The sequence below is a fragment of the Quyinboa sediminis genome, from assembly GCF_042219855.1.
Taxonomy (GTDB): Bacteria; Bacteroidota; Bacteroidia; order Bacteroidales; family UBA5342; genus JBHJHP01.
This window is the reverse complement of sequence record NZ_JBHJHP010000005.1, coordinates 113,088-135,315: the sequence shown is the minus strand read 5'-3', so window position 1 is coordinate 135,315 and position 22,228 is coordinate 113,088. Positions and strand designations below refer to the sequence as shown.

General features: G+C 41.7%; 17 protein-coding genes. 7 read left to right on the top strand and 10 right to left on the bottom strand.

Annotated features, from left to right (window positions below):
* Positions 1–150: 150 nt before the first annotated feature.
* Genes ACE1EF_RS13155 through ACE1EF_RS13145 form a run of 3 tightly spaced genes read right to left on the bottom strand, consistent with a single transcriptional unit; the run spans position 151 to position 4,891 of the window.
* Positions 151–1,275, bottom strand: a complete 1,125-nt coding sequence (locus ACE1EF_RS13155) for a glycoside hydrolase family 88/105 protein (protein ID WP_375721138.1) — start codon at positions 1,273–1,275, stop codon at positions 151–153.
* 22 nt (positions 1,276–1,297) lie between these two features.
* Positions 1,298–3,400, bottom strand: a complete 2,103-nt coding sequence (locus ACE1EF_RS13150) for a TIM-barrel domain-containing protein (protein WP_375721137.1) — start codon at positions 3,398–3,400, stop codon at positions 1,298–1,300.
* 6 nt (positions 3,401–3,406) lie between these two features.
* The gene (locus ACE1EF_RS13145; protein WP_375721136.1) at positions 3,407–4,891 is read right to left on the bottom strand and encodes a glycoside hydrolase family 28 protein; all 1,485 of its coding nucleotides are present in this window, start codon (positions 4,889–4,891) and stop codon (positions 3,407–3,409) included.
* Between the two features lie 507 nt (positions 4,892–5,398).
* Between ACE1EF_RS13145 and ACE1EF_RS13140 the strand changes: the two genes are divergently transcribed.
* From ACE1EF_RS13140 to ACE1EF_RS13125, 4 genes are read left to right on the top strand one after another with little or no spacing between them, the layout of a single operon-like run.
* Positions 5,399–7,723, top strand: a complete 2,325-nt coding sequence (locus ACE1EF_RS13140; protein WP_375721135.1) for an SPOR domain-containing protein — start codon at positions 5,399–5,401, stop codon at positions 7,721–7,723.
* A gap of 10 nt (positions 7,724–7,733) precedes the next feature.
* On the top strand, positions 7,734–8,786 hold the full coding sequence (locus tag ACE1EF_RS13135; protein WP_375721134.1) for an HlyD family secretion protein: 1,053 nt from the start codon (positions 7,734–7,736) through the stop codon (positions 8,784–8,786).
* A gap of 3 nt (positions 8,787–8,789) precedes the next feature.
* On the top strand, positions 8,790–10,193 hold the full coding sequence (locus ACE1EF_RS13130) for a TackOD1 domain-containing metal-binding protein (protein WP_375721133.1): 1,404 nt from the start codon (positions 8,790–8,792) through the stop codon (positions 10,191–10,193).
* A 3-nt stretch (positions 10,194–10,196) separates the two neighbouring features.
* Positions 10,197–11,504, top strand: a complete 1,308-nt coding sequence (locus ACE1EF_RS13125) for a glycosyltransferase family 2 protein (protein WP_375721132.1) — start codon at positions 10,197–10,199, stop codon at positions 11,502–11,504.
* 38 nt (positions 11,505–11,542) lie between these two features.
* Here ACE1EF_RS13125 and ACE1EF_RS13120 read toward each other — a convergent pair whose 3' ends face one another.
* The 5 genes from ACE1EF_RS13120 to ACE1EF_RS13100 form a co-directional block, all read right to left on the bottom strand.
* Entirely contained in the window at positions 11,543–11,980 is a 438-nt protein-coding gene (locus ACE1EF_RS13120; protein ID WP_375721131.1) for a hypothetical protein, read from the bottom strand.
* A gap of 254 nt (positions 11,981–12,234) precedes the next feature.
* Entirely contained in the window at positions 12,235–12,876 is a 642-nt protein-coding gene (locus ACE1EF_RS13115) for an O-methyltransferase (protein ID WP_375721130.1), read from the bottom strand.
* Positions 12,877–12,924: 48 nt separating this feature from the next.
* Positions 12,925–13,956, bottom strand: coding sequence for a flotillin-like protein FloA (gene floA, locus ACE1EF_RS13110; protein WP_375721129.1), 1,032 nt, complete (start codon positions 13,954–13,956; stop codon positions 12,925–12,927).
* A 4-nt stretch (positions 13,957–13,960) separates the two neighbouring features.
* On the bottom strand, positions 13,961–14,431 hold the full coding sequence (locus tag ACE1EF_RS13105; RefSeq protein WP_375721128.1) for an NfeD family protein: 471 nt from the start codon (positions 14,429–14,431) through the stop codon (positions 13,961–13,963).
* Position 14,432: 1 nt separating this feature from the next.
* A complete protein-coding gene (locus ACE1EF_RS13100; protein WP_375721127.1) occupies positions 14,433–16,865 on the bottom strand; it encodes an SPOR domain-containing protein in 2,433 nt (810 codons plus the stop codon).
* Positions 16,866–16,982: 117 nt separating this feature from the next.
* On the opposite strand from ACE1EF_RS13100, the gene ACE1EF_RS13095 reads away from it, so the two are divergent.
* Positions 16,983–17,696 (top strand): phosphatase PAP2 family protein, encoded by a 714-nt coding sequence (locus tag ACE1EF_RS13095; RefSeq protein WP_375721126.1) that lies wholly within the window; start codon positions 16,983–16,985, stop codon positions 17,694–17,696.
* Between the two features lie 172 nt (positions 17,697–17,868).
* Complete coding sequence (locus ACE1EF_RS13090) at positions 17,869–18,132, top strand: DNA-binding protein (RefSeq protein WP_375721125.1); 264 nt, start codon at positions 17,869–17,871, stop codon at positions 18,130–18,132.
* A 50-nt stretch (positions 18,133–18,182) separates the two neighbouring features.
* On the opposite strand, the gene ACE1EF_RS13085 is transcribed toward ACE1EF_RS13090, so the two are convergent.
* Positions 18,183–19,478, bottom strand: coding sequence for an MFS transporter (locus tag ACE1EF_RS13085; protein WP_375721124.1), 1,296 nt, complete (start codon positions 19,476–19,478; stop codon positions 18,183–18,185).
* A 159-nt stretch (positions 19,479–19,637) separates the two neighbouring features.
* On the opposite strand from ACE1EF_RS13085, the gene ACE1EF_RS13080 reads away from it, so the two are divergent.
* Entirely contained in the window at positions 19,638–20,951 is a 1,314-nt protein-coding gene (locus ACE1EF_RS13080) for an aspartate kinase (RefSeq protein ID WP_375721123.1), read from the top strand.
* Positions 20,952–21,023: 72 nt separating this feature from the next.
* Here the strand turns inward: ACE1EF_RS13080 and ACE1EF_RS13075 are convergent, their stop codons facing one another.
* Positions 21,024–22,223, bottom strand: coding sequence for a YeeE/YedE thiosulfate transporter family protein (locus ACE1EF_RS13075; protein ID WP_375721122.1), 1,200 nt, complete (start codon positions 22,221–22,223; stop codon positions 21,024–21,026).
* Positions 22,224–22,228 lie beyond the last annotated feature (5 nt).

The following is a 22,228-nucleotide window of genomic DNA, read 5'->3' as shown; positions in this document are numbered from 1 at the left end:
GTGGTTGTTATTAGTTAAATCCTCCGTTCCCGAAACTACGGTCTGGACCAACTCCTTTATGCCGCGATACGTCCTTCCAAGCAAGGACTACTCAGCAGCTAAAGAGGGACAACCCGTTTTGTCTTGTGTCTTGATTCTTATAACTTATATCTATTTCAACTTATACACTTCAGATCCGGCCATCAGGAAACAGCCTAAGCCGTAATCCTCAAAATCAGGGACGCTGTCATAACTAACCGGCTGACCATCTTTGGGTTCTTTTCCTGTTCCCTGCACAAAGCCTAAAAAGCCGTTTTTGTGCACACTTTCTTTTACCATGGCATTCCAGGCTTTGGTCACGACAGGAAGGTATGTGTTTTTGTCCAGTATTCCATTGTTAATGCCCCATGCCATTCCATACACGAAAAGTGCCGTTCCGGTTGTCTCTTTTCCTCCAAAATGATCCGGATCATGCAGGCTGACATTCCAGAATCCATCTTCCCGCTGAATCGGAACCAGAGCACTGGCCATCTCGTAAAAGGTCTTTTGATATTCATTACGGTGCGGTGCATCTTCCGGAATAATATCCAATACCCTGGTCAGAGCTGCAAACACCCAACCATTGCCGCGTGACCAGTAACAGTCCTCGCCGTTTGGTTCTTTGTAAGGCGGATCAAAATCGGCATCCCGCCACCACAGTTTATCTTTGGGGTTATACAGACCATTCAAGCCGTGTTCCGTTTTCGTGAACATATACATGTCGTACATTTTCTCGAAATAACGGTCGTCATTATAAAGCACTCCCAGTTTGGCAAATATAGGCATGGCCATCTGGATGGCATCAATCCAGCTCCAGTCATCATTCTGTGGTGTATTAACCAGCATATCCATGCAGACTTTGATGTTTTTAATGCGTTCAGGGTGCGGTTCAATATTATAAAGATCGATGTAGGTCTGGCCTGCACACTGGTCATCTGCATTCCGCGTAGTATTTCCATTACGGAATCCCCACTGATGAAATTCTGACCAGTCCAGCGCATACCTGTAATATTCCTCTTTGGGATAAATAGAGTAGAGTGCCATAAGTCCCTCATAATATACGCCACGGGTCCAGATGTTACTTGGTCTTTCACGATTTGTGATAATTGTTTTGCCCACATCAGGCCATTTATCCATAAAATATTTGTTGGTCAGGATCATGGTTTTCAATACTTCATTCCTGTCAGGAATATCCTGTGCGGTAACCACCATTGAACCGAACAGCAGTAAGAGGCTTGCAATTTTAATAAGTCTCATAATTCAGAAATTTAATGTTTAATTATTTCCAGCCTTCAGCATTTTCCAGTGCTTTAAGATCTGGTTTTTTTGAAGCTATTTTTAATGATTCGTTGTAAAGTGCGTTCAGATCACCCAGTTCTATATCAGAACCCTTGCGGATGAAAAACGGTATTTTATGAAGTGGCGCCGGTACAGTAATGTATGATCCTCCTTCGTATTCTTTTGTAGTATCCCATGCATCGATCCATGTTTCACCGGCCGGCAGGTATACTTTATGTTCCACATCTTTAGCCTGCCATATTGCCGATACCAGGATATCCGGACCAAACTGGTAGGTCTGCCATTCATTCCATGCCTCGCTCTGATCCGGATAAACCAGGAAGAGTGGCCTTACTATAGGAGTGCCGTTCAGGCCTGCTTCTGCAGAAAGCCCATGAATATAAGGTGCCAGTGCATAGTGAATTTTTGAATACAGACGCCAGGTGGCAATCAGTTCAGTATCGTAGGATGGTGTTGTGGGATTGCTCCAGAAAGCCAGGTTATTGGTAGGGCCAACCTCCATGATAGGAGAGAAGCAGCCGAATCCGAGCCAGCGTAAAGCCGATTCTCTTGAAAACCTGCCCCAGTAACCGCCAATGTCAGAACCCCAGTTGGGGTAACCCATTACGGCACAGCGTTGCATGCCGATTATTGCCGACCTTAATCCTTCCGGTTTCCCGTTGGTGTCGCCGGCCCACATGGCACCGTACCTGGAGCTCCCTGTGTACTGAGCCCGGGGAAACAATACAAAGTCATTACCCAGTACCGGCTTTACAGCGTCGTATGTTGCTTTTACATATTGCCTTGGATAGTCATTATAATTTTCACGGTAGGTCGTCTCATTACTGGTGCGCAAATGCAATGAATCAGCCAGTTTTTCACCATCGGCACGATCGAGTTTAAATCCTTTAATCCCCATTTCAGCCAGTTTGCCGGGACCGTTCTTGCCCCACCATTCCACAGCCTCATCGTTGGTGAAATCCATTAAAACCGAATGGGCATTGAACCAGGGTTTGCTTATGAGTCCGTAATGATGCTTTTCTGCATAATCGGCCATATCACCCATCACAAAGGGACCGATCCAGAGCATAAGTTCCTGATCTTTACTGTTGATCCATTTAATCATACCTTCAGGATCAGGAAATTCTTTCGTGTCAAATTCATAATCGTCAAAGCCTCTCGGACCCGGGCCCCAGGGCCGGTCAATCCACTGAGCGGTAACCGGAATATCGAAAGCTTCCATCATCAGCACATCTTCAACCAGATCAGTATTGAAAGGTGCTTTTTTCTGCGTTCCATCGTAATAGCTCTTCCGGTTAAAATGCTGGTCGCGCCATCGCCAAGGCCCAAAGGCCCACCGGGGCGGAACTATGGATGGTCCTGCATCCAGTGCATGCTGTTGTACGATCTGCATCGGGTTTTGTGCCGTGTAAATTCTGAAATGTAGTTCAGGGCCTTCAAAAGCCACTTTAACCAGGTCGGGATTACTTTCACAGAAGTCAAACACACCGGGCCATGTTCCTTTTATAAACAGGCCGTAATTTGTCGACGATAGATAGAACGGCGCATAAGCAGAAACTGTAGGTTTAAGTTTCACGTCCATTTTTGTCCCTCTGAGATTCAGTGCAGTTTGAATGCCATCGGCCCACGACGCACTTTGATTGCCATCCACTACCCGTTCAAATACGCCGGTAAAGTATTCATTTGCATCTGATTTAATGTTGAACAACCATTCTGATGGTGGCTCCGGCGTTGTTGTTGATAATTTCAGGTCAAAATTGCTGCTGTCCCTTGTTACTGTGAAGGTGACCTCTGTTTCCTCATCCAGTGGCCAGCTGTATTCAATCCGGTTTTTGATGGAAGCATCAATCTCCGGTTTACCTTTAATCCATGTTGTATCACCATTTTTGATGAAGCCAATGCTGCCGGAATTTATATTTTCAGAAACAACGGCAATGTGGTGTTCGCCATTGGGGATCAAAAACGATGGATATTCATCCTGAACAGAAACTTTTATTTCCCTTTCCATCGGTTCTTTGCAGGAAATGGAAATGACCACCAATGCACTTAGCAATGACAGTCCTGAAGAGAATCTTTTTTTCATTACTATTTAGTTTACACGTTCTATTTTCAATCCTTTGGTAGAAATGTGCCTGCTGTTTTTTACTGTTAATTCATCATTTCCGGCAGTCTTCAGCGTTACATTATCAAATTTAATGCCATCGGCCCAGTTGATAATTCCTGTTCTTTCCGAAGATAATTGTAAGTCGCTGAATGTAAAGTTTTTAATAATGGATTTTTCAATGCCCTGAATATTGAAGGCTGTTCCTCTTATACTATCGGCTTTGATATTGCTCACTTCTACATTTCTGATGTGCGGGATGCCAATCTCTTCGGGTACTTCCTGCAGCATAATCTTCCAGTGTGCCGGAATACTGTCCATCTCTTTTTCAAGTTTGGCATAAGAATAGGAAGGATTCCAGTTAACGGTTACGCCACAGAAATCGCGGACCCCATGTGCTACAACATTCGTCATCCGGATATCCTCGATGCCACCGCCACGTGTTTTGGCCGATTTAAGATAGATGACATTTTTAGTACCGATCGCTTTGATATTCTCCACAAATACATGTCTTATCCATCCGGATGTTTCACTACCAATCACAAGTGCACCACCACCTCTTCTGGCAATACAGTCGTGAATGTAGACATATTCCGATGGCCTGTTCACCCGAATTCCGTCTGCATCACGTCCGGCTTTAACACAGTAGTTGTCATCGTTACAATCCACATCACAATTCATAACTTCAATCTTAACAGAAGAATCTATGTCGACACCATCTGTGCTTGGTCCAAATCCGTCAATATTATTCCGGATTGTTATACCGTCAACGGTGGCATATTCCGTGAAAAACAGATGGACGGTCCAAAAGCCCGATTGCTTGATGGTAATATCCTTAATGGTAATATCCTTACAGTTTGAGACTTCTATGGTACGCACTCTTTTGCAATCATAATCTGATGCCCAGCGAAGCCCTTTGGGAGTGTATTCATGCCGGAGGTTCCAGTATCTTTCCCAGTGAATCTTACCCTGAGCGTGCAGTACGCCTTTCCCTGTGATTGCAACGTTTTGCTGATCCAGAATATTAATAACCCCACAGGGCCAGTTCATAATGATGCCAGCAACTCTTGTTTTTATTTCAGGATAGTATTCCAGTCCGATCAAAGCGCGAAGTTCTACACCTTCACCAATATTCAGGTTGACATTGTTTTTTAGAAACAATGCACCGGTATGATAGACACCGGGCTCAAAGACCACCATTCCGCCACCCTGTGCTGAGCAGGTATCAATGGCCTTTTGGATGGCCTCTGTAGAGGCGATGAATTCATTCCTGAACGCACCATAATCATTGACCTTTACCACAAGCTTTTTATCCGGAAAGGTTCGGGCTCCCAAATCACCGGTCCATTCCGGTTTGCTGATTTGTGCCGATAGAAAAGGCATTGAGAAAAACCAAAAAAGGACAAGGACAAGTACTGGTTTTACAGCAGAGCTGGATTTGAAAAAAGGAGAATAGAAAACTGTAACGTTCATCTTCATTTTGGGAAGTTGGTTTGATTAATTAATGTTGATTCAAAATGGTTCGAATATACAAAAAAAAATAATATTATTCCAGTGACAAAAAGTGTAAAAGCAAGCGGTTTGTGTCAGCATTATAGTTATGGTATTGTGATATAAAATACACAAATACAGAATTGTAAACGAGATTAAAATATAATACCTGATTATTCCATTTTTGTAAAAAATGACTTTTTTATCTTCTGAAAAAAAACAGATTTTTTTTTGAATTGTGTTTTTTGTTTGTGATCCGGATTGTTATGCATCCATACATTAAATGGATTATGAACAAACCGTAAATCCGGGTATGTTAATAATAAGTTAAAGGGAGTATGTTTGACTATTATAAGGGTAATGCATAGGATTAAATTGTTTATATGGTCAGGATGTGGTGTTCTAAAATTAATTTAATGTTAAAAAATATTTGAATTTATAATGTTATATTAAAAAAGATTTATATCTTTATCACTCAAAAGTTGACCAATGGTTAAATTTATCAAAGCATTATACCTGCTGCTGCCATTACTGTTTTTACTGAATCTTGCTGTATCAGCCCAGGATCAGTTTGAATCCGTGCTTGAGCAATCCATAACCAGGGTCAATGAATTACTGGATTCTTCCAATATTTTTCTCCTCACAAATCCCGGCAAACCTGCGAATAATGAAATTCCGGGTTTTCTGTTTCTGTCGCCGGAAGAAATGCCTGAAAACAGTAGTGTACTTGCTGAACAGTATTACGCACTGAAGCAAAAATATTTAAAATCAGATTTAGGCATCCGGTTCACCGGTAATTACAACAATAACCTGAAAGGTGGTTTTGCTGAAGATGAAGATATTTACTACAATCAGCGGACATATTTAGGGCTGGAATGGAACGTAATGCAGACGGGTTCCATCGGTAACCGTAAAAAACTGGCTTCGCTTGAAGCTGAGAAACAGATCGACCTGATAGAGCTTAAGGAGGAAAACATAAAAAAAGATTATTTCTTTACCCGCCAATATATAACGGCATCCTTTGTAAACGCACAGAATCCGTATCTGCAACAACGTCATGAAGTACTACTTGGTCTTTTTGATATTTACCAGGAGTTGTTTTACCTGAAACGTGTGGATTGGGAGAGGTTACTTAAAATTAAAGGAGAAATTAAAAAAGTAGAGCTTTTACTCCGAAGAAATGAACAGATTATTGAGAACACCGGATTTGAAACAAATGAGCTTTTAAATGTTGAGGGGCTTACGGTTTTCGGGATCAATACAGATAAAGTATTAGGCGGTATACCCATGGCAAAGTACGACAGTCTTAAATATGCCCTTAAAATAAATGATCTGAAGAACACCTATGATGACTATGTGGATCATGTTAGTATCAGGCCTTATGTCCGGTATAATTTTTATGATTTTTTGAGCACAAATGCCAGATCATATCCTTCGGCAGGGGTTACACTAAATCTGCCGGTTTCAAAGTCCACGGGAAAAAAAGATCTTCTACAGGTGGAGAAACAAAGACTTACAGAAGAGTATCACCAGGAAAAAGATCAGGTGTACACTGATGTACTGAACCTGACACACTTGTATGAAGAAAAGGTGCAGGATTTTGTTTATCTCGTTTACCAGCGCGATCTGCTGCGTGAAAGGATCAGCCGTGAGCTTAAAAAGAGAGAGATCAATTTGCTCGGATTTAACGGCATAAAAGCATTAGGTTACTTTGATGAATATCTTGATTATGAAGCGGGGATTTTGGATAAGAAGAAAGACATTTACCTCAGATTACTGGACGTAAGCTTTGCTGCCAAAGGTGAAGATCCTGTGAATTACCTTGATAAACTGGGATATGACCTTTCGTACAAGAATTTTCCCGGTAACCGGGCAGTATATTTATGGTCCGGTCTTTTTAATGTGATGCAAAACGATCATCTCATTACATTTATGAAGGATCGTGAGATTGACCAGGTTATGATTTCGTTGAGCCGGTTAAACGATGAGGATAAGCTTAACGATTTTATTCAGAAAGCTGAAACTAATAATATTAATCCCGCCGGATTAATTGGCAATAATGCATTGGTTAACCAGAGTGCTGAGGAGATAATTGCATATCTTGCTCCCTTTGAGTCGTACAAACTTAACGCCATACACCTGGATGTAGAACCGCATGCGTTCAATGACTTTGATAAAAATCAGTCTGACTATTTAACAAAACTTCTGAATGTTTACAGGACTGCAGCAGAGTGGTGTCATTCCAGAGGCATGGAATTATCTGTATCTCTGCCGTTTCATTATCCTGAAACGGTAATTGACCAGGCATTTGAGATTTGTGATCAGGTGTATATTATGAATTACAATGCAAAGGATGAGCATCAGCTGATTGAGCGATTAAATGGTTTTATAAAGGATAAATACCGTAAAAAGCTGGTCGTTTCCATCCGTCCCTCAGATTTTACATCCCTGAAGGACCTGGATTACACCTTATTACACATCATCAAAAATACCGGTATTGAACGGTATTGTTTTAATGATCTGCGTGGTTTGAACCGGTTCACGACTGATTTTACTGAGGATTCGTGGGATGAACCGCATTATCAGCCCTACAGAGTTGAGTCCGGTGCCTTTAGAAATAAGGCAGATGCAACGGCACTTTCAAAGCAGCTTAAAAAACTGAATTTTAACGGACAGGTTACATGGAAAAGGAATGGAACATATTGTGTTGTTTTGGGCTATTTTAATAACTTTGACGCTGCACTGGGTACGTTAAATAATTTTAAGAAAAGATGGCCGGATTTCCCGGAGCCATGGATTTACATGGTGTATTAATCAGACAGGCATGAAGAAATTCTCATATAATAACAGAGGAAGCAGTTTGCGCAGCATTGCTGAGATTGAAATGAAAAAGCGCAAAAACTGGGACCGTATTATATATCTTGTCATACTGTGGGCCATACTCGGAAGCCTGCTGTTTTATGTGGGAAAGAAAACATTGTTTGTATTCAGTTCCGGGGAGCTGGTAACTGAGGGCTTTAAAATAAAATTTATGGAAGATGTAAAGGTGTCCCGGTTTTATGTCAACCAGGATGACTTTGTAAATGTTGGTGATACCTTATTTTATTTTACACCAAGTGAAGATTACGATACCCTTCAGGATGAACAGGAAAACTTTCTGGCAGATGACTGGTACAATCGTGAGATCATCAATACCGAAAAATCCATTGGCCTGAAAAACACCCAAATACAGGAAAAACAACGGCAGTATAGCAGTGCACGCTCCGATTTGCGGAAACTGGAAAAGGAAGTGTATCTGGATATTTCAAATCAGAGCGAGGTAGATAAGAAAAAAATTGTTGTGGATGGCCTGTCCAGCGAGATATCCGGATTAAAAAAAGAGGTGGAATACCTGGAGAACTACAAAAAGCAGCTGGAAGAACGTATGGCAGAAAAGGGTGAGCTGCTGCATCAGCGGAATGTGATGTCCAGAAACCTTTATTATACCTCTCCGGTAGCCGGCAAAGTGAACCTGATTCACAGGCGCCCCGGGGAAATCAACTACAAGGGCGAGATTGTGATGGAGGTTATCGATCCTAAAAATGTGACGGTAGCCGCCTACGTTAAACAATCGGATATCGGCGATTTCAAAATTGGTTCCAGGGTACGGATCGAATTTCCCGGCGGCGAGATGTCGTCAGGCAAAGTGTCTTTTATAAGTTACACTGCGCAGGAGATGCCCTTGTATTTGCAGAACCCAACCGATCCGAATAATATGCGGTTAAAGATAATTGTTGAACCCTGGGACGAGGAGCACCGGAAGGAATGGCCGCTGCACTACAGTAATCTTGGGGTGAAAGTGTTTAAAACCAAACGGTTTCTCGATTTTTTGTTTTAAGCTATGGGATCAAACGAACAAAATGCCATTTTATCAAACTCTGAAGGACGTCTAATTCTTCTGGTGACCAGTCCGGCAACGTTTAACCTGACAGATATTGAAGACAATGCCGTGGATGCTGTTGCCATTGATCTGCACGTGGAGTTCACCTACGAAACAGGTAAAGTTATAGAGCAGATCCGTACCAGTAATTCAAAATTAACATATCTGGTTCCGGTATTTCTGTTTAACGATCCGGATGAGATTCCGGAACGTTACCTCGAACTGACAGATGGCATAGTACGCTCTCCCAACGATCCTAAAATAGGCATAATCTCAGAGCGCATAAACAAGAGCATTGAAGAACTTCCCAATATTTCACTGCCGCCTTATTCCACCCGTATCATAACCAAGGCATTCCGGTTTTTATATACCCGGAAGAAGGAGCTAAGGCCTATTATTGATATTGGTAATGTGTACGGATATGTTTATCCGTTTATCGATATTCACATTTCAAATGATCAGTCTGCTCAGGAGATTCTGCCTCTGCTGACCGATGCAGTATCAGAGGGCTATCTGTCGAGCACATTTATGGACAGGGTACATCTCTGTCCGGATTGTTTTTCGGTGTATCATAACATCCGTGAGCTTTGTCCCAGCTGTACTTCGGCTCAGCTTAAAGCCGAAAATATCATGCACCATTTTGTGTGTGCTTATGTCGGGCCGGAAAGTGATTTTGTTGTGGACGGATCACTGGTATGCCCCAAATGTAAAAAAGTATGCAGGCACATTGGTGTGGATTATGATAAACCATCGGTGGCCTATGAATGCCAGGATTGTAAACAGTTTTTTCAGGAACCGGTAATGGAAGCCTTTTGCATGAACTGTAAATCGCACAATAAACTGGAGGATCTGCTGCCGTATGACATCCATTCGTTTAAACTTACACCTTTGGGTAAGGAGATCGCAAAATCGGGTATCAGCAGTCCGACACTAAAAGATGAAACATTCTTCCCGGGATTTATACCTTATAATATATTTACCACCTATCTGCAATTTGAAATTGACAGGACAAAGAGGTACAGTTCGTGTACCATTGTAGGTTCAATCAACCTGAGGTTTACGCAGGAAGATGTGTTAAGTAAGCAGCAACTGAATAAACTGCAGTATGAAATTTCGGAGATTATACTGAAATCTTCACCGCCTTCATCTATATTTTCATTTAAGAATAACACCTTTATGTTCATTGTCCCGGATGAATTTCAGTTTAAGATTGAAAAGCAGCTGAGCGATAATGTGAACTCTCTTTCGAAAGTGATCGACAGCAATGAACAGTACAAGGGGAAAATTCTGACGAATTTCAAAATACATGAGATAGAGGAAGAAGACAGCGTTGAGGTTATTGTGAACAAGATGCTATCTTCATAGCCTATGACAACACTTTGGGACAACTTTTTTGAATACTGGTATAATATGGGCTTTGAAAAAATAGTCCGCTTATTCTGGTATTTTTTCTTTCTGGAAGTCCCGAGATACATCCTTTTTGAAATCGTTGTGCTGCTGATTTTTGTTTTGGGCAAAAAACGCCGGAACCGGAAATTCGATATGGCCAAAAATAAGCTCCGGCTCGACAATCCGCTGGTATCTATTATCGTTCCGGGTAAAAATGAAGGGAGGCACATTTATAAATTGGTTTTGAGTCTCAGAGAGCAGACCTGGCAGAATTATGAGCTCATTATCATTGATGACGGATCCAGCGATGATACACCTACCATTTGCAGAAACCTGGAGCGGCAGAAAATGATAGATCGTTATCTCCGGAATGAACACCGCGGAGGGAAAGCCAGTGCTGCTAATTTTGGTTTGCGTTATACCAAAGGGAAGTATATTGTTCACCTGGATGCAGACTGTAGTATGGACCGGGATGCCATTGAGCAGGTGCTGTTGCCTTTTTATATCGATCCGAAAGTAAAGGCGGTGGGCGGGAATGTTAAGGTTCGCAACCATAACGAAAACGTACTGACAACGCTTGAAGCCATTGAATATTTGTTTACCATTTCAATGGGAAGGATTGTGACGTCTTTCCTCGGCATTTACAAGATTGTTTCCGGCGCTTTTGGGGCCTTCGACCGTGAGGTTATTACCTCGCTCGGAGGATGGGATATCGGTCCCGGACTGGACGGTGACATTACTGTGAAAGTAAGAAAAAGGGGATATAAGATCGCATTTGCAGATCGTGCTGTTTGTCTGACCAGCGTTCCCAATACACCGTGGAAACTGACCAAGCAACGCTTGCGCTGGTCGAAATCACTGGTGCGGTTCAGACTCAGAAAACACTTTGATGTTTTGCTGCCTCAGGGCAATTTTAATTTTCTCAACTTCTTTGCCAGCTTCGAAAACATCTTCTTCAACCTGGTTATGGACTTTCTGTGGTTTTACTACATCATCGGACTGATTATAACCAATATTGAATTTTTCTGGCAGATATTCTTTTTTAAACTGTTCCTGTACATCATTAAAAACTTTATTCAGTTTGCCGTGGCCATGGGCTTTTCTGAACGTAAAAGTGAGGAGTGGAAATACTGGATCTACGTGCCCTTAATGTTTTTCTATGTGGGTGTGTTTATGCGCATTGTCAGAACCTTTGCCTACGTGCTGGAGATGTTCTGGTATTCTTCCTATAAAGATCCGTGGAACCCGGCCAAATCATCCCGCCAGGCCAGGGATATGGGAATTTGATGCGAAGGCAGCATTTTATTACCATATGGTTTAAGCTTTTATTTTTGTCTTTCAAAAGTGTAATCTCCGGCGACCAGATTCTTCTTATTTCCGTTTTTTCTTAATTGTAATCCTAAGGTGTATAATCCATGCACACGAATAACAACGTCGCTCTTTAAAGAAAGACCAAAGTTCTTACTTCCCACTTTTTTTTCTGCCTGCCATATCCAGGTTCCTTCCATTTTTTTGTTGCCGGATTCTCCAAATAATACTACTGCAGTGGAATCTGCATTTAATGTAAAAGAGCTTATCATCTTATCCCCGGTTTTTTTGTCATCACGTTTTATCTTCTGTAATGATGCTTTTGTGATGTTCCAGGAGCCCAGAACTTCCTTAATATCAGTACTAGAATTGCCGGAACTATTGGATAATAAGCAGGAAGTTAATAGCAACACGGAAATGGCAATTAATAATTGGCGGGTAGTGTTTTTAGTCATTTTGGGTTGTTTTTCAAGTAGATGTTAATACTGTAAGTTGATTTGGAATTATCTGTTTCTTTGGATATTTTGAAATGGCTTATGCAGATTCTTAGTGGTGCATTTTTACTCCTTTTACGATTTTAAAATAAATTATTAAGGCAAGTACTGTTGATCAGATAAATCCTGATTAGGTTTTCCGATCTAAAAGTAAGTAAATAATTGATTAAAAGCAAGAAGCGTCATTGAAGAGGAGCAAAACAGGGTTATGAACATTACTGTTTTCGGATCACAGTAAACCCATCGCGTACCGGGAATATCACTTTTTCAACGCGTTTATCGGCTGCTATCAGGGTATTAAATTCAAGTATGCCTTTGGTCTGGCTGTCTTTGGATTCCACCGGTTCAACCACCTTGCCACCCCAAAGCACGTTATCGGCAATAATGTAGCCACCGGTTTTTATGCGGTCGATTACCAGTTTGTAATAGTCAGGATAAAACCGTTTGTTTCCGTCAATAAAGGCCAGGTCCCATGTTCCGGGTAATTCCGGAATAACCTTAAGGGCATCACCAATAATCAGGTTTATTTTTGAACCATGTGCTGTCGCTGAGAAATGTTCGCGGATAAAGGTTTCCAGCTCATCATTTATTTCAATGGTATCAATCGTTCCGTTTTCAGAAAGTGCTTCGGCCATACACAATGCAGAGTATCCCGTAAAAGTGCCTATTTCCAGTATGCGTTCCGGATTAATCATGCGGCACAGCATTTTCAGTATGCGTCCCTGCAAATGACCACTTAACATTTGCGGATACAGAATATTTGCAAAGGTGTCTCTGCTGAGATTCTTCAGGTATTCCGGTTCTTCGTCGATGTGATCCAGAATGTATTGTTCGATTTTATCCGGTAGTTGTTTCATAAAAAAGCAGGGACAAAGAATGCCCCTGCTGTCGTTATTATCTGTGTTTTAGTCTTTTTTCTTCCTGTTGCTGCTGTCCGGTTTCGAGATGGAATCCCTCATGTTGGTATCAGCCTCAATATTTTTGAATTTGTAGTAATCCATGATTCCCATGTTTCCTGACCGGAATGCTTCGGCCATCGCTTTAGGTACTTCGGCTTCCGCTTCAATAACCTTAGCGCGGGCTTCCTGGGCTTTGGCTTTCATTTCCTGTTCCAATGCAACAGCCATGGCACGGCGTTCCTCTGCTTTGGCCTGAGCAATGTTTTTATCTGCATCGGCCTGGTCAATCTGCAGAACAGCACCAATGTTTTTACCAATATCAATATCGGCGATATCAATGGAAAGAATTTCAAATGCGGTACCGGCATCCAGGCCTTTTTCAAGCACGACTTTCGAAATAGAGTCCGGGTTTTCCAGTACAGCCTTATGGCTGTTGGATGAACCGATGGAAGATACAATACCTTCACCAACACGTGCCAGTACGGTTTCTTCACCTGCACCACCAACCAGCTGTTTGATATTGGCTCTTACCGTAACCCTGGCTTTAGCAATTAGCTGAATCCCGTCTTTGGCAACGGCAGTAACAGGCGGTGTATCAATCACCTTTGGATTTACCGACATCTGAACGGCCTCAAATACGTCACGACCGGCAAGGTCAATGGCCGTTGCCATCTGGAATGGCAAATCGATGTTGGCCTTACTTGCTGATACCAGTGCATGGACAACCTGTTCCACATGTCCACCGGCAAGGTAGTGTGCTTCCAGATCATCGCGTTTAATATTCCGCAGTCCGGCTTTATGCGCCTCTATCATTGCTCTTACAATAATTGGAGGAGGAACTTTCCTTATGCGCATCAATACAAGTTGAACCAGTGAGATTTTTACATTGGTAACCAATGCAGAGAACCACAACAGAACCGGAACGTAGTACAGAAAAATTATAAAAACAACGACGAGGGCTGCAATTAAACCGATTAAACCAAGGTTGCTCATGTCGGATGCAGGAGCCATCAAGCTTAATAATCCGGGATTCATCATAACATTATTTATTTACGGGTTTTACAATCACGTTTGTTTTCATCACCTTCACGATTTCAACTTCAGTTCTCTGGTCAATAAAACCGGTCAGGGATTTTGCTTCTATAAAGGTATCATTAATTTTAATTTTTCCAATAGGAGCCAGTCTTGAAATGGTAATGGCATGATCACCAACCTTAACATCCAGTGTATTAATTTCCGGTACTTTGCCATCAACTGATGTGCTCAACATGGATCGTTTCCAGGTTCTTCCCCGAAGCATCAGGTACAGGCCTCCGACCGTAAGCACCAGTGCAGAGGCAAAAATGTAGTGTCCGCCGGGTGTTCCGTATTCATCATAACCGAAATATATTGCGGCAGCAATAAACAAAAAGCCCCCGATGCCTGCTATGGTAATACCGGGAATCAACAGGAATTCGACTGCAAACAGCAGTATTCCTGTCAGGATCAGCAAAATAATAATAACGAGGTTCATCTTATTTTGAATTAAGTTTCTGTATGGCTTCCCAGGTACTTTTTTCACCGTTTATAAACGGAACAACAAATGCGCCGGGAAAACCGGATGTGCCGATTTTTTTGGCCTCAATTTCGGCTTCTTCCTTAGTGTTATATTCGCCGGAATAATAACGAACCAGGTCAGATCCTTCTATCGGTTCAGTCGAAATCTGAGGGAGCTGAGCCAGTGCTGTGCTGTTGGGTTTGTTTTTAAAAATGCCAATCTGCACTTTATAACTCAATCCCGGGTTGGGGGTGTTGCTTTTCTGTTCCTGAGCTGCTGCAAGTTGTTGTGCCTTGATTTCAGACGCTTTTTTTGCTTTATCGTAGGTCACAATTTCGCGTTCAAGCAGATCGATGGAGCTTTCAAGGTTTCCGGTTGTCTGCTGCAATTCATCAAAATTCAGGTAATGATAATCGGTGAAGTTACCTGTTTTTGATGATGCATTATAGTACTTAAACTCAGCATCCTGTTGCAGGCGTTTCATCGCTTTTCCTGTTACCTCATCGGGTGTCATCCGGGCCAGAAACAGGTTTTTATTTCTGAGAATATCATATTTCCCGGTAAGTGCCTTTATATAATAGTCCGTACTTTCCCGTCTCATCTGATCCGAAATTTCTGCCAGCTGTTCCCTGGTCATGGGTTCTGCAAAAGCGGAATCCCGTTCAATCAGTTTCTCTACGATTATTCTGTCTGCATTCGGATCCTTATTCAGTTTCATGAGAATTTCCTGCCAGTCAAGGACCAGGTTATCTGCCGTCAGTTTATCCTGTTCCACTTCCTTTAGCCGTTCAATTTCAGCAGGAGTGAAAATTTCGGCATAGTGTTGCTGCATATACGGATTATAGAAGGAAGGAACAATTTTCTTCGGTACTTTAATCTCCAGTGGTTCCGGCTTCCATGGCGCCAGATAAGCATCATCGTCGTTAATCATTTTGGTGTAAGCCTTCAATGCATCAATTTCCAGCTTACGGGTCCTTTGCTCCAGCGAGTCAACTTTAGACTGATAATTTTGCAACATCTCTTCGGCATTCAGTATTTTACCTGAAAGCGCGTTTCGCTGGTTCTCTCCGGACTCGGATTCATATTTAATGCGGTAGTTCATGATGGCTTCAGAAAGCGAATCGGTTTTATCCTTAAAGGTCAGATAGGTTTTAAACGTAGTAAGTGCGTCCCTGTTTTTAAAGTCGGACATATTTTTATAGACCGTTGTATCGTTTACGATAAAAGTAAAACGGCGCTCCCGGGGTCCCGGTATATCAATCATTCCGGTGTCTTCCAGGTCTTCGGGGTTTGGTTCTTCATAAGTCGTATCCTCTGGTAAGGAAAGGATGTCTCCTTCAGCTGAATTTACATCATGAATGAGTGCTGCACTCCTTAACCTGGCAGTATTGTCGGTGTTGAGGTATTTTTTCGTCGCACCTGGAATAAACTTATATATGGTAACAAAGCCCTTTTTGTTGTGCCTGTCAGATGCAAACCAACCGGTATTTCTGAACTCATCTATAACATACAGGTAATCGTTCCCGTAAGAGTTAAATGGCATGCCGATGGGTTGGGGAGGGAGGAAGCCGTTAATGGAGGGATTATAACGTGTTACAAAGATGTCATAACCACCGAAGGATTCAGGCCGGTCAGAACAAAAATACATGGTCAGGCCATCGCTCATTAAAAATGGAAAAACCTCATTGTAAACCGTATTGATTGCATCAATAGCTTTGGGCTCGGACCAGGCATCCAGTAGTTTATCCTTTCTGAACAGATTTCGTTTTTCCGTAGCGTCTACAAATTCATCATAAAAGCTTCTGTCTCCTTTTTCAGGAAGATAAAGAAGGTAGAGTGAATCGGAAGATACAGAACCGTCGGGTAAGCGGTTGGAAAAGCTGCCGGTTTCATGGCTGATATCATAATGCCTGAAAAACAGTTCGAAGGGAACCACCAGTGTGTCGGTCACCTCAATATCCTCAACCCGCTGAAGCATCTCTTTTCCCCTCTCACAACGCTGGATATCTTCGGATATCTCTTCCTGCCTTGGATCGTTATTCCGGATGTAATTCTTAAACTGATTGTAATAGTCTATGGCTTTATCGAATTCATATTGTTTGAAACGAATTTTAGCCAGGTAAAAACTGGATAAGCGAATGCCTTTTTTTGCCGCGAACTCCAAATGTCTGGAAGCTGTATTCAGATCCCCGTTTATCTCATACACACACACACCATACCGATGGTTGTATATGGCATTGGAAGGAAATTTCTTCAGAATTTCCCGGTACATTGTAGCGGCTTCCTGATAGTTTTCGTTGCGGTACATTTCTTCAGCCTCATCGCTGAGTTTGGTCTGGGCGTTGAGGGAAGAAAAGAGACTTAATGATACGATTAAAAAGAGTTGAAAAACTGCCTGTTTCAATTGCATTGTGTACTGTTCTTTTACGATTCTCAAAGATAGCGGCTTTTTTTAAAAGAGAAAAGCAACAAAGTAATTTGTCATTGCGTTAAAACATACTATATTAGAGCTTCTAAAATAAATGCTATGGCCTTTTTAGATTGGATGAATGATCTTGATGTCAGGTTGTTTGATTTTCTTAACGGATCACATACCGCTGTGGCGGACGGATTCTGGTGGGCAGTAACAGACACGATGTCGTGGTTGCCTTTTTTCCTGATTCTTATTTACGTCATCATCGCCAATAAAGGCAGAGAAAGCATACTGATAATTCTGAGCCTGGCTTTAACCGTTCTGCTGGCAGATCAGTTGTCAGGTCTGATAAAGGATCTCGTGGGTAGACTACGCCCTTCTCACAATCCTTACATGATGTACAATATCCATATTGTGAATGGTTACCGTGGAGGATTGTACAGCTTTGTATCGTCCCATGCGGCCAATACCTTCGGTGTAGCCATGTTAATGTCGCTGATAGTCAGAAACGGCTGGTTTTCGTTAACCATGTTTGCATGGGCATTTTTAAACGGTTATTCACGCGTGTATTTAGGTGTACATTTCCCGTTTGATGTTATTGTGGGAGCATTGCTTGGCCTGCTGATCGGTTGGGCTGCATTTAAAGGTCTGGACTTTTTGCGTATTAAACTTCCGGCTTTTTCATCCATCACTACAGAGCGTACCATCGGAAGCCATACCAGGACAGGTTTTAGGAAATCGCAGCTGTTTAGTGTGGTTTTGGTTTTCTTAATGAGCATCTTCTTTTTTATTCTTCTTTCCGGTTTTGTGATCGATTTTATGCCGTAAAACACCTTTCTTTTTTATCCGGTTATCAACAAAGGTTTTAAGTCTGTTAAAGGACATTAAACAACATGAACTTAACATTTTTTAGCCCTGTAAAAATTTTGATAAACGGCAAATTTCTTTATCTTTAATGCATGCAATTAATCAGAGTAAATAATTTATAATTTCCTGGGCTATGACAAAAACACTCACATTTAATGAACTTCGCAAAATCAAAGATAGCCTGCCTCACGGCAGTATGCATCGTATTGCGGATGAACTCGATTTAAAGGTAGAAACTGTACGTAATTATTTCGGTGGTTATAACTTTAAGGAAGGGAGAAGCGCCGGGGTACATTACGAACCAGGACCAGATGGAGGTATTGTTGTGCTAGACGATACAACTATTCTAGAAATGGCACAACACATTTTGGCCGAACAACAGGAGAAAATAGTGTAAACACTACCGAAAAAATAAAGAAGCAGCATTGAAAAACAATCGCTGCTTTTTTATTGCGGGTTTTTAGCTTTCAGGGAAGTTACTGCCAGCACAATGACCATGGCAAGTCCGATGATACCAGCCATCTGATATCCTTTGGTGACCGTGAGTATTTTGCTGAAGAACAATGGGCCGGTAGCACTTGAAAAGACCAGAATGGATCCGCTGCGACCAGAAATGGCGCCAAGATGTTTGCGGCCGTAAAAACGCGGCCAGGTTACAGATACCAGAACAACAAATATTCCACCCATAATTCCGAATCCCGCAACAGTGAGATAGTATCCGATTGACCCTGCGAGTAAAATAATGCCCGTAGTGGCCAGAAACTGTCCGAATATCAGCACAAAAAGCAGGTATTGCAGTCTTACAAAATCGCTGATAAAATTGCTGATAAGAGAGACCACGATGGAAACAACCGAGATAGGTATCAGTATCCGTATGCCTTCCAGTTTATCGTAACCGAAAGTTTCAAATACAGACTCGATATTAAAAGTGAAACCTGTGCCGAAGAAGCTGTAAAAAGCAAGTGCAAAGGTAAAGACCCAGAAGGGCCAGGTGCGTTGTGCTTTCTCAAGTGTGAACTGTTTACGTTGAACAACGGTTTCCTCTTTTGCTTTAGTGATTTTACCATCAGGTCTCAGTCCGCTTTCCTCCGGGTTGTCACGAAACAGGATATAGGCTAAAACTGCAAATAGTACAAGAGATGCTGCTATGATTCGCCATGCCCCCGGCCAGCCGTTGTCTTTGATGAGCATGCTGAATATTAGCGGCGAAATTGCGAATCCAAAAGAGACAAAAGCACTGCTTACGGCATTGGCCCGACCCCGAAGCTTGTCAAACCATTTCATGATCATGTTGCGCGAAACCATCGTCAGTATGCCTTGTCCGCTTTTGCGGATTAAAAAGAAAATGATACTGATCAGTGTGAATGAGATCAGGGTATACCGCAGGTTTAAGAACGATGAAAGGCTTTTGCTGATGAAAGGACTGTAGGATGCAAACAACAGGGACAGGGCCAGAAATAAAGCTGCTCCTATGGCAACAGTCCTTGCGCCGTATTTATCGTATAATACACCGGCATAGGTTAACAGAAAAGAACTCGCAATAGTACCCAGCATATAGGCTATACTCAAAGTATCCCTGTCCAGCTGTAATGCTTCAATCAGATGATCTGTGAATACACTTACACCCATTGTCTGTCCGGGGATGCTGAAAATTATTCCAACGGTTCCGGCAAATACAATAACCCAGCCATAAAAGAATTTTGTTTTGGACGGATTAAAGGGTATTTCAGAAAGATTCCTCATTGTGTATAAAATTTGCGGTTAAATCTCCATATTTTAAAGTATAATAAACAGATATATCATTTTATTGTTGAAATTATAAATACGTTGATAAAATATTATATTTGCAGCCAAATTTAAAGCTGATTATTAATTCATTAAAAACATAAAAATACCTCTAAAATGAAAGTTCTAAAGTTTGGCGGGACATCAGTAGGATCCGCAGAAAGAATTAAAAATGTAGCTGATTTAATTGATACAGGCGATCGAAAGATCGTTGTTCTTTCTGCTATGTCAGGAACCACTAATACCCTTGTTGAAATTTGTAAACACTATTTTAAAAAGGATATTCAGGGTGCAAAAGCTGTTATTGACGGACTGGAAGCAAAATACAGGGATGTCGTTAATGAACTTTTAAGTTCGGATGCATACAATGAAAAGGGACATGCCCTGATTAAGGATAAGTTTAATTTTCTGCGTGCCTTTGCTGATTCAGACTTTTCAGAAAAAGAGGAGAAAATTATCCATGCCCAGGGAGAGTTGATTTCCACTGAACTGATGCACTATTACCTGCTAGAAACCGGACGCAGTTCGGCTTTGCTGCCGGCATTGGAATACATGCGGATTGACGCCGATAAAGAGCCGGATGCCGCATATATTAAAGAAAAGATCGCACTGCAGCTTGAGAAATACAGCACCGAAAAATTATTGATTACCCAGGGCTATATATGTCTGAATATTGAAGGAGAGGTGGATAATCTGCAACGGGGAGGCAGTGACTATTCAGCTTCGCTGGTCGGGGCAGCTATAAATGCCGAAGAGATTGAGATATGGACCGATATTGACGGGATGCATAACAACGATCCGCGAATCGTGGAGAATACAAAACCCATTAAAAACCTCTCTTTTGAAGAAGCTGCCGAGCTTGCGTATTTCGGGGCTAAAATATTGCATCCTACCAGTGTTGTTCCGGCACGGAAGGCTAATATTCCGGTTCGCTTGCTGAATACCATGAATCCTGAAGCGTACGGTACCTTGATTAGCGATTACAGTGAAGCCAACAAGATTAAAGCTGTCGCAGCAAAGGATGGTATTACAGCCATTAAAATTAAAAGCGGCAGGATGTTACTCGCCTATGGCTTCCTGAGAAAGGTGTTTGAGATATTTGAAAAGTATAAAACGCCAATCGACATGATTACAACTTCGGAGGTTGGTGTATCGCTGACCATTGACCAGGATAAAAATCTTGCAAAGATCGTTGAAGAACTTCAGGAGTTTGGATCAGTGTTTGTCAACAGTGATCAGGTTATCATTTGTGTCGCCGGTGATTTGTCGGCCGAACAAAGCGGCTATGCAGCTAAAATAACTAAGGCCCTTAAGGATGTTCCGCTAAGGATGATCTCTTATGGTGGAAGCAGTTACAACATGTCATTGCTGGTTGAGGCCAAATATAAAAAGCAGGCCCTTCAGGCATTGAGCAGAGAATTATTTGATTGATACGATCTGATATAAAGGCATAAAAAAAGGTGGATCGCTCCACCTTTTTTTATGTCGTTACCATTTTCGTTTTTAAGAACAACCACCTTTAACAGCTTTAATTTCACGTTTAACAGGTTTTCCGATATTCTGCAGTGCTTCGATGAGGTTATTCATCTTAAGGGCAGTCTGCGACCTGTACACATAAGTCTGCTGTTCCTCTTTTGTGGCATTAACCGGTGGGGGATTGAGTTCAAAGAACATCTCTTTAAAGTGTTGTGAACTTACATTCAGTATCATATTGGTTGAATTCCCAATGTACTTGGCTTTCAAACAGGACATTTTAACCAATGTATCATTATCAGCATAGAATACATTTTTTTTAAGTTTCTGTTTGAAAATCTGTTCCCATTCCCTGTTCAGTATATTATCAAAAGGTATATTGATAGCGAGGGGAAGATGGTATTGTTCAAATTCTTCAGGAGAGCGGACATCAATGATATTGTATTCGTAATAGTGGTTGGCAATTTCGTCGGCCAGTTTGTCCGGGGCTATTTCATGGAATACACACTTCCGTTGTTCCTTAGCTTTAGCTATTCTGTTCTGAATGATATCATATTTACCGGGCATAAAAGCAATGACAGCGATAAATAAGAATGGCACCACCATGCTGATCTGGTAGCGCAGTTTTGTTTTCGGATCGATATAGTTGCTCCTGTTGTTGACTTTGTTTTCAATTTTCCAGGTAAAATAAAATGCAACAATTGCAACCAGGGTTAGAATAAAGGCAAATAAGGACTGCGATATGCCAAAGAAATCGTTAATTTTCAGTTGCCCCATCTGATCAGCCAGATAAAAATCCTTAATCATCGGGTAAGTCTCTGCAAAGGCATATATTCCAAGGAAAGAACCAAGGATAAATGCCATGGCATCAAGTTTGCCGATTGATGCAGCACACACACTTGTTCCGGGGCAGAAACCTCCGACAACAAATCCTATTCCCATAATTAAACCACCTACGATGGCTGAACGCAGAAATGTGGGGTTAACATAAATAAGGTCAGTATTTAAAATGCCGTAATGACCCAGAAGTAAAACACCGATCATTGCTGTTACACCTGCGGTAAAAAACACTCTGAGCACGGTAAAGTCGTAACCGTAAAATAATCCTACCAGTTTTTTTGTCGATGAAAAACCGGCCTGTTCCAGAATAAATCCAAAGCCGATACCGATGATAACGGCCAGAAATAATCCGAATTCCGTACTAAATACAAAAGGTACTAAAGGTCCCATAATAT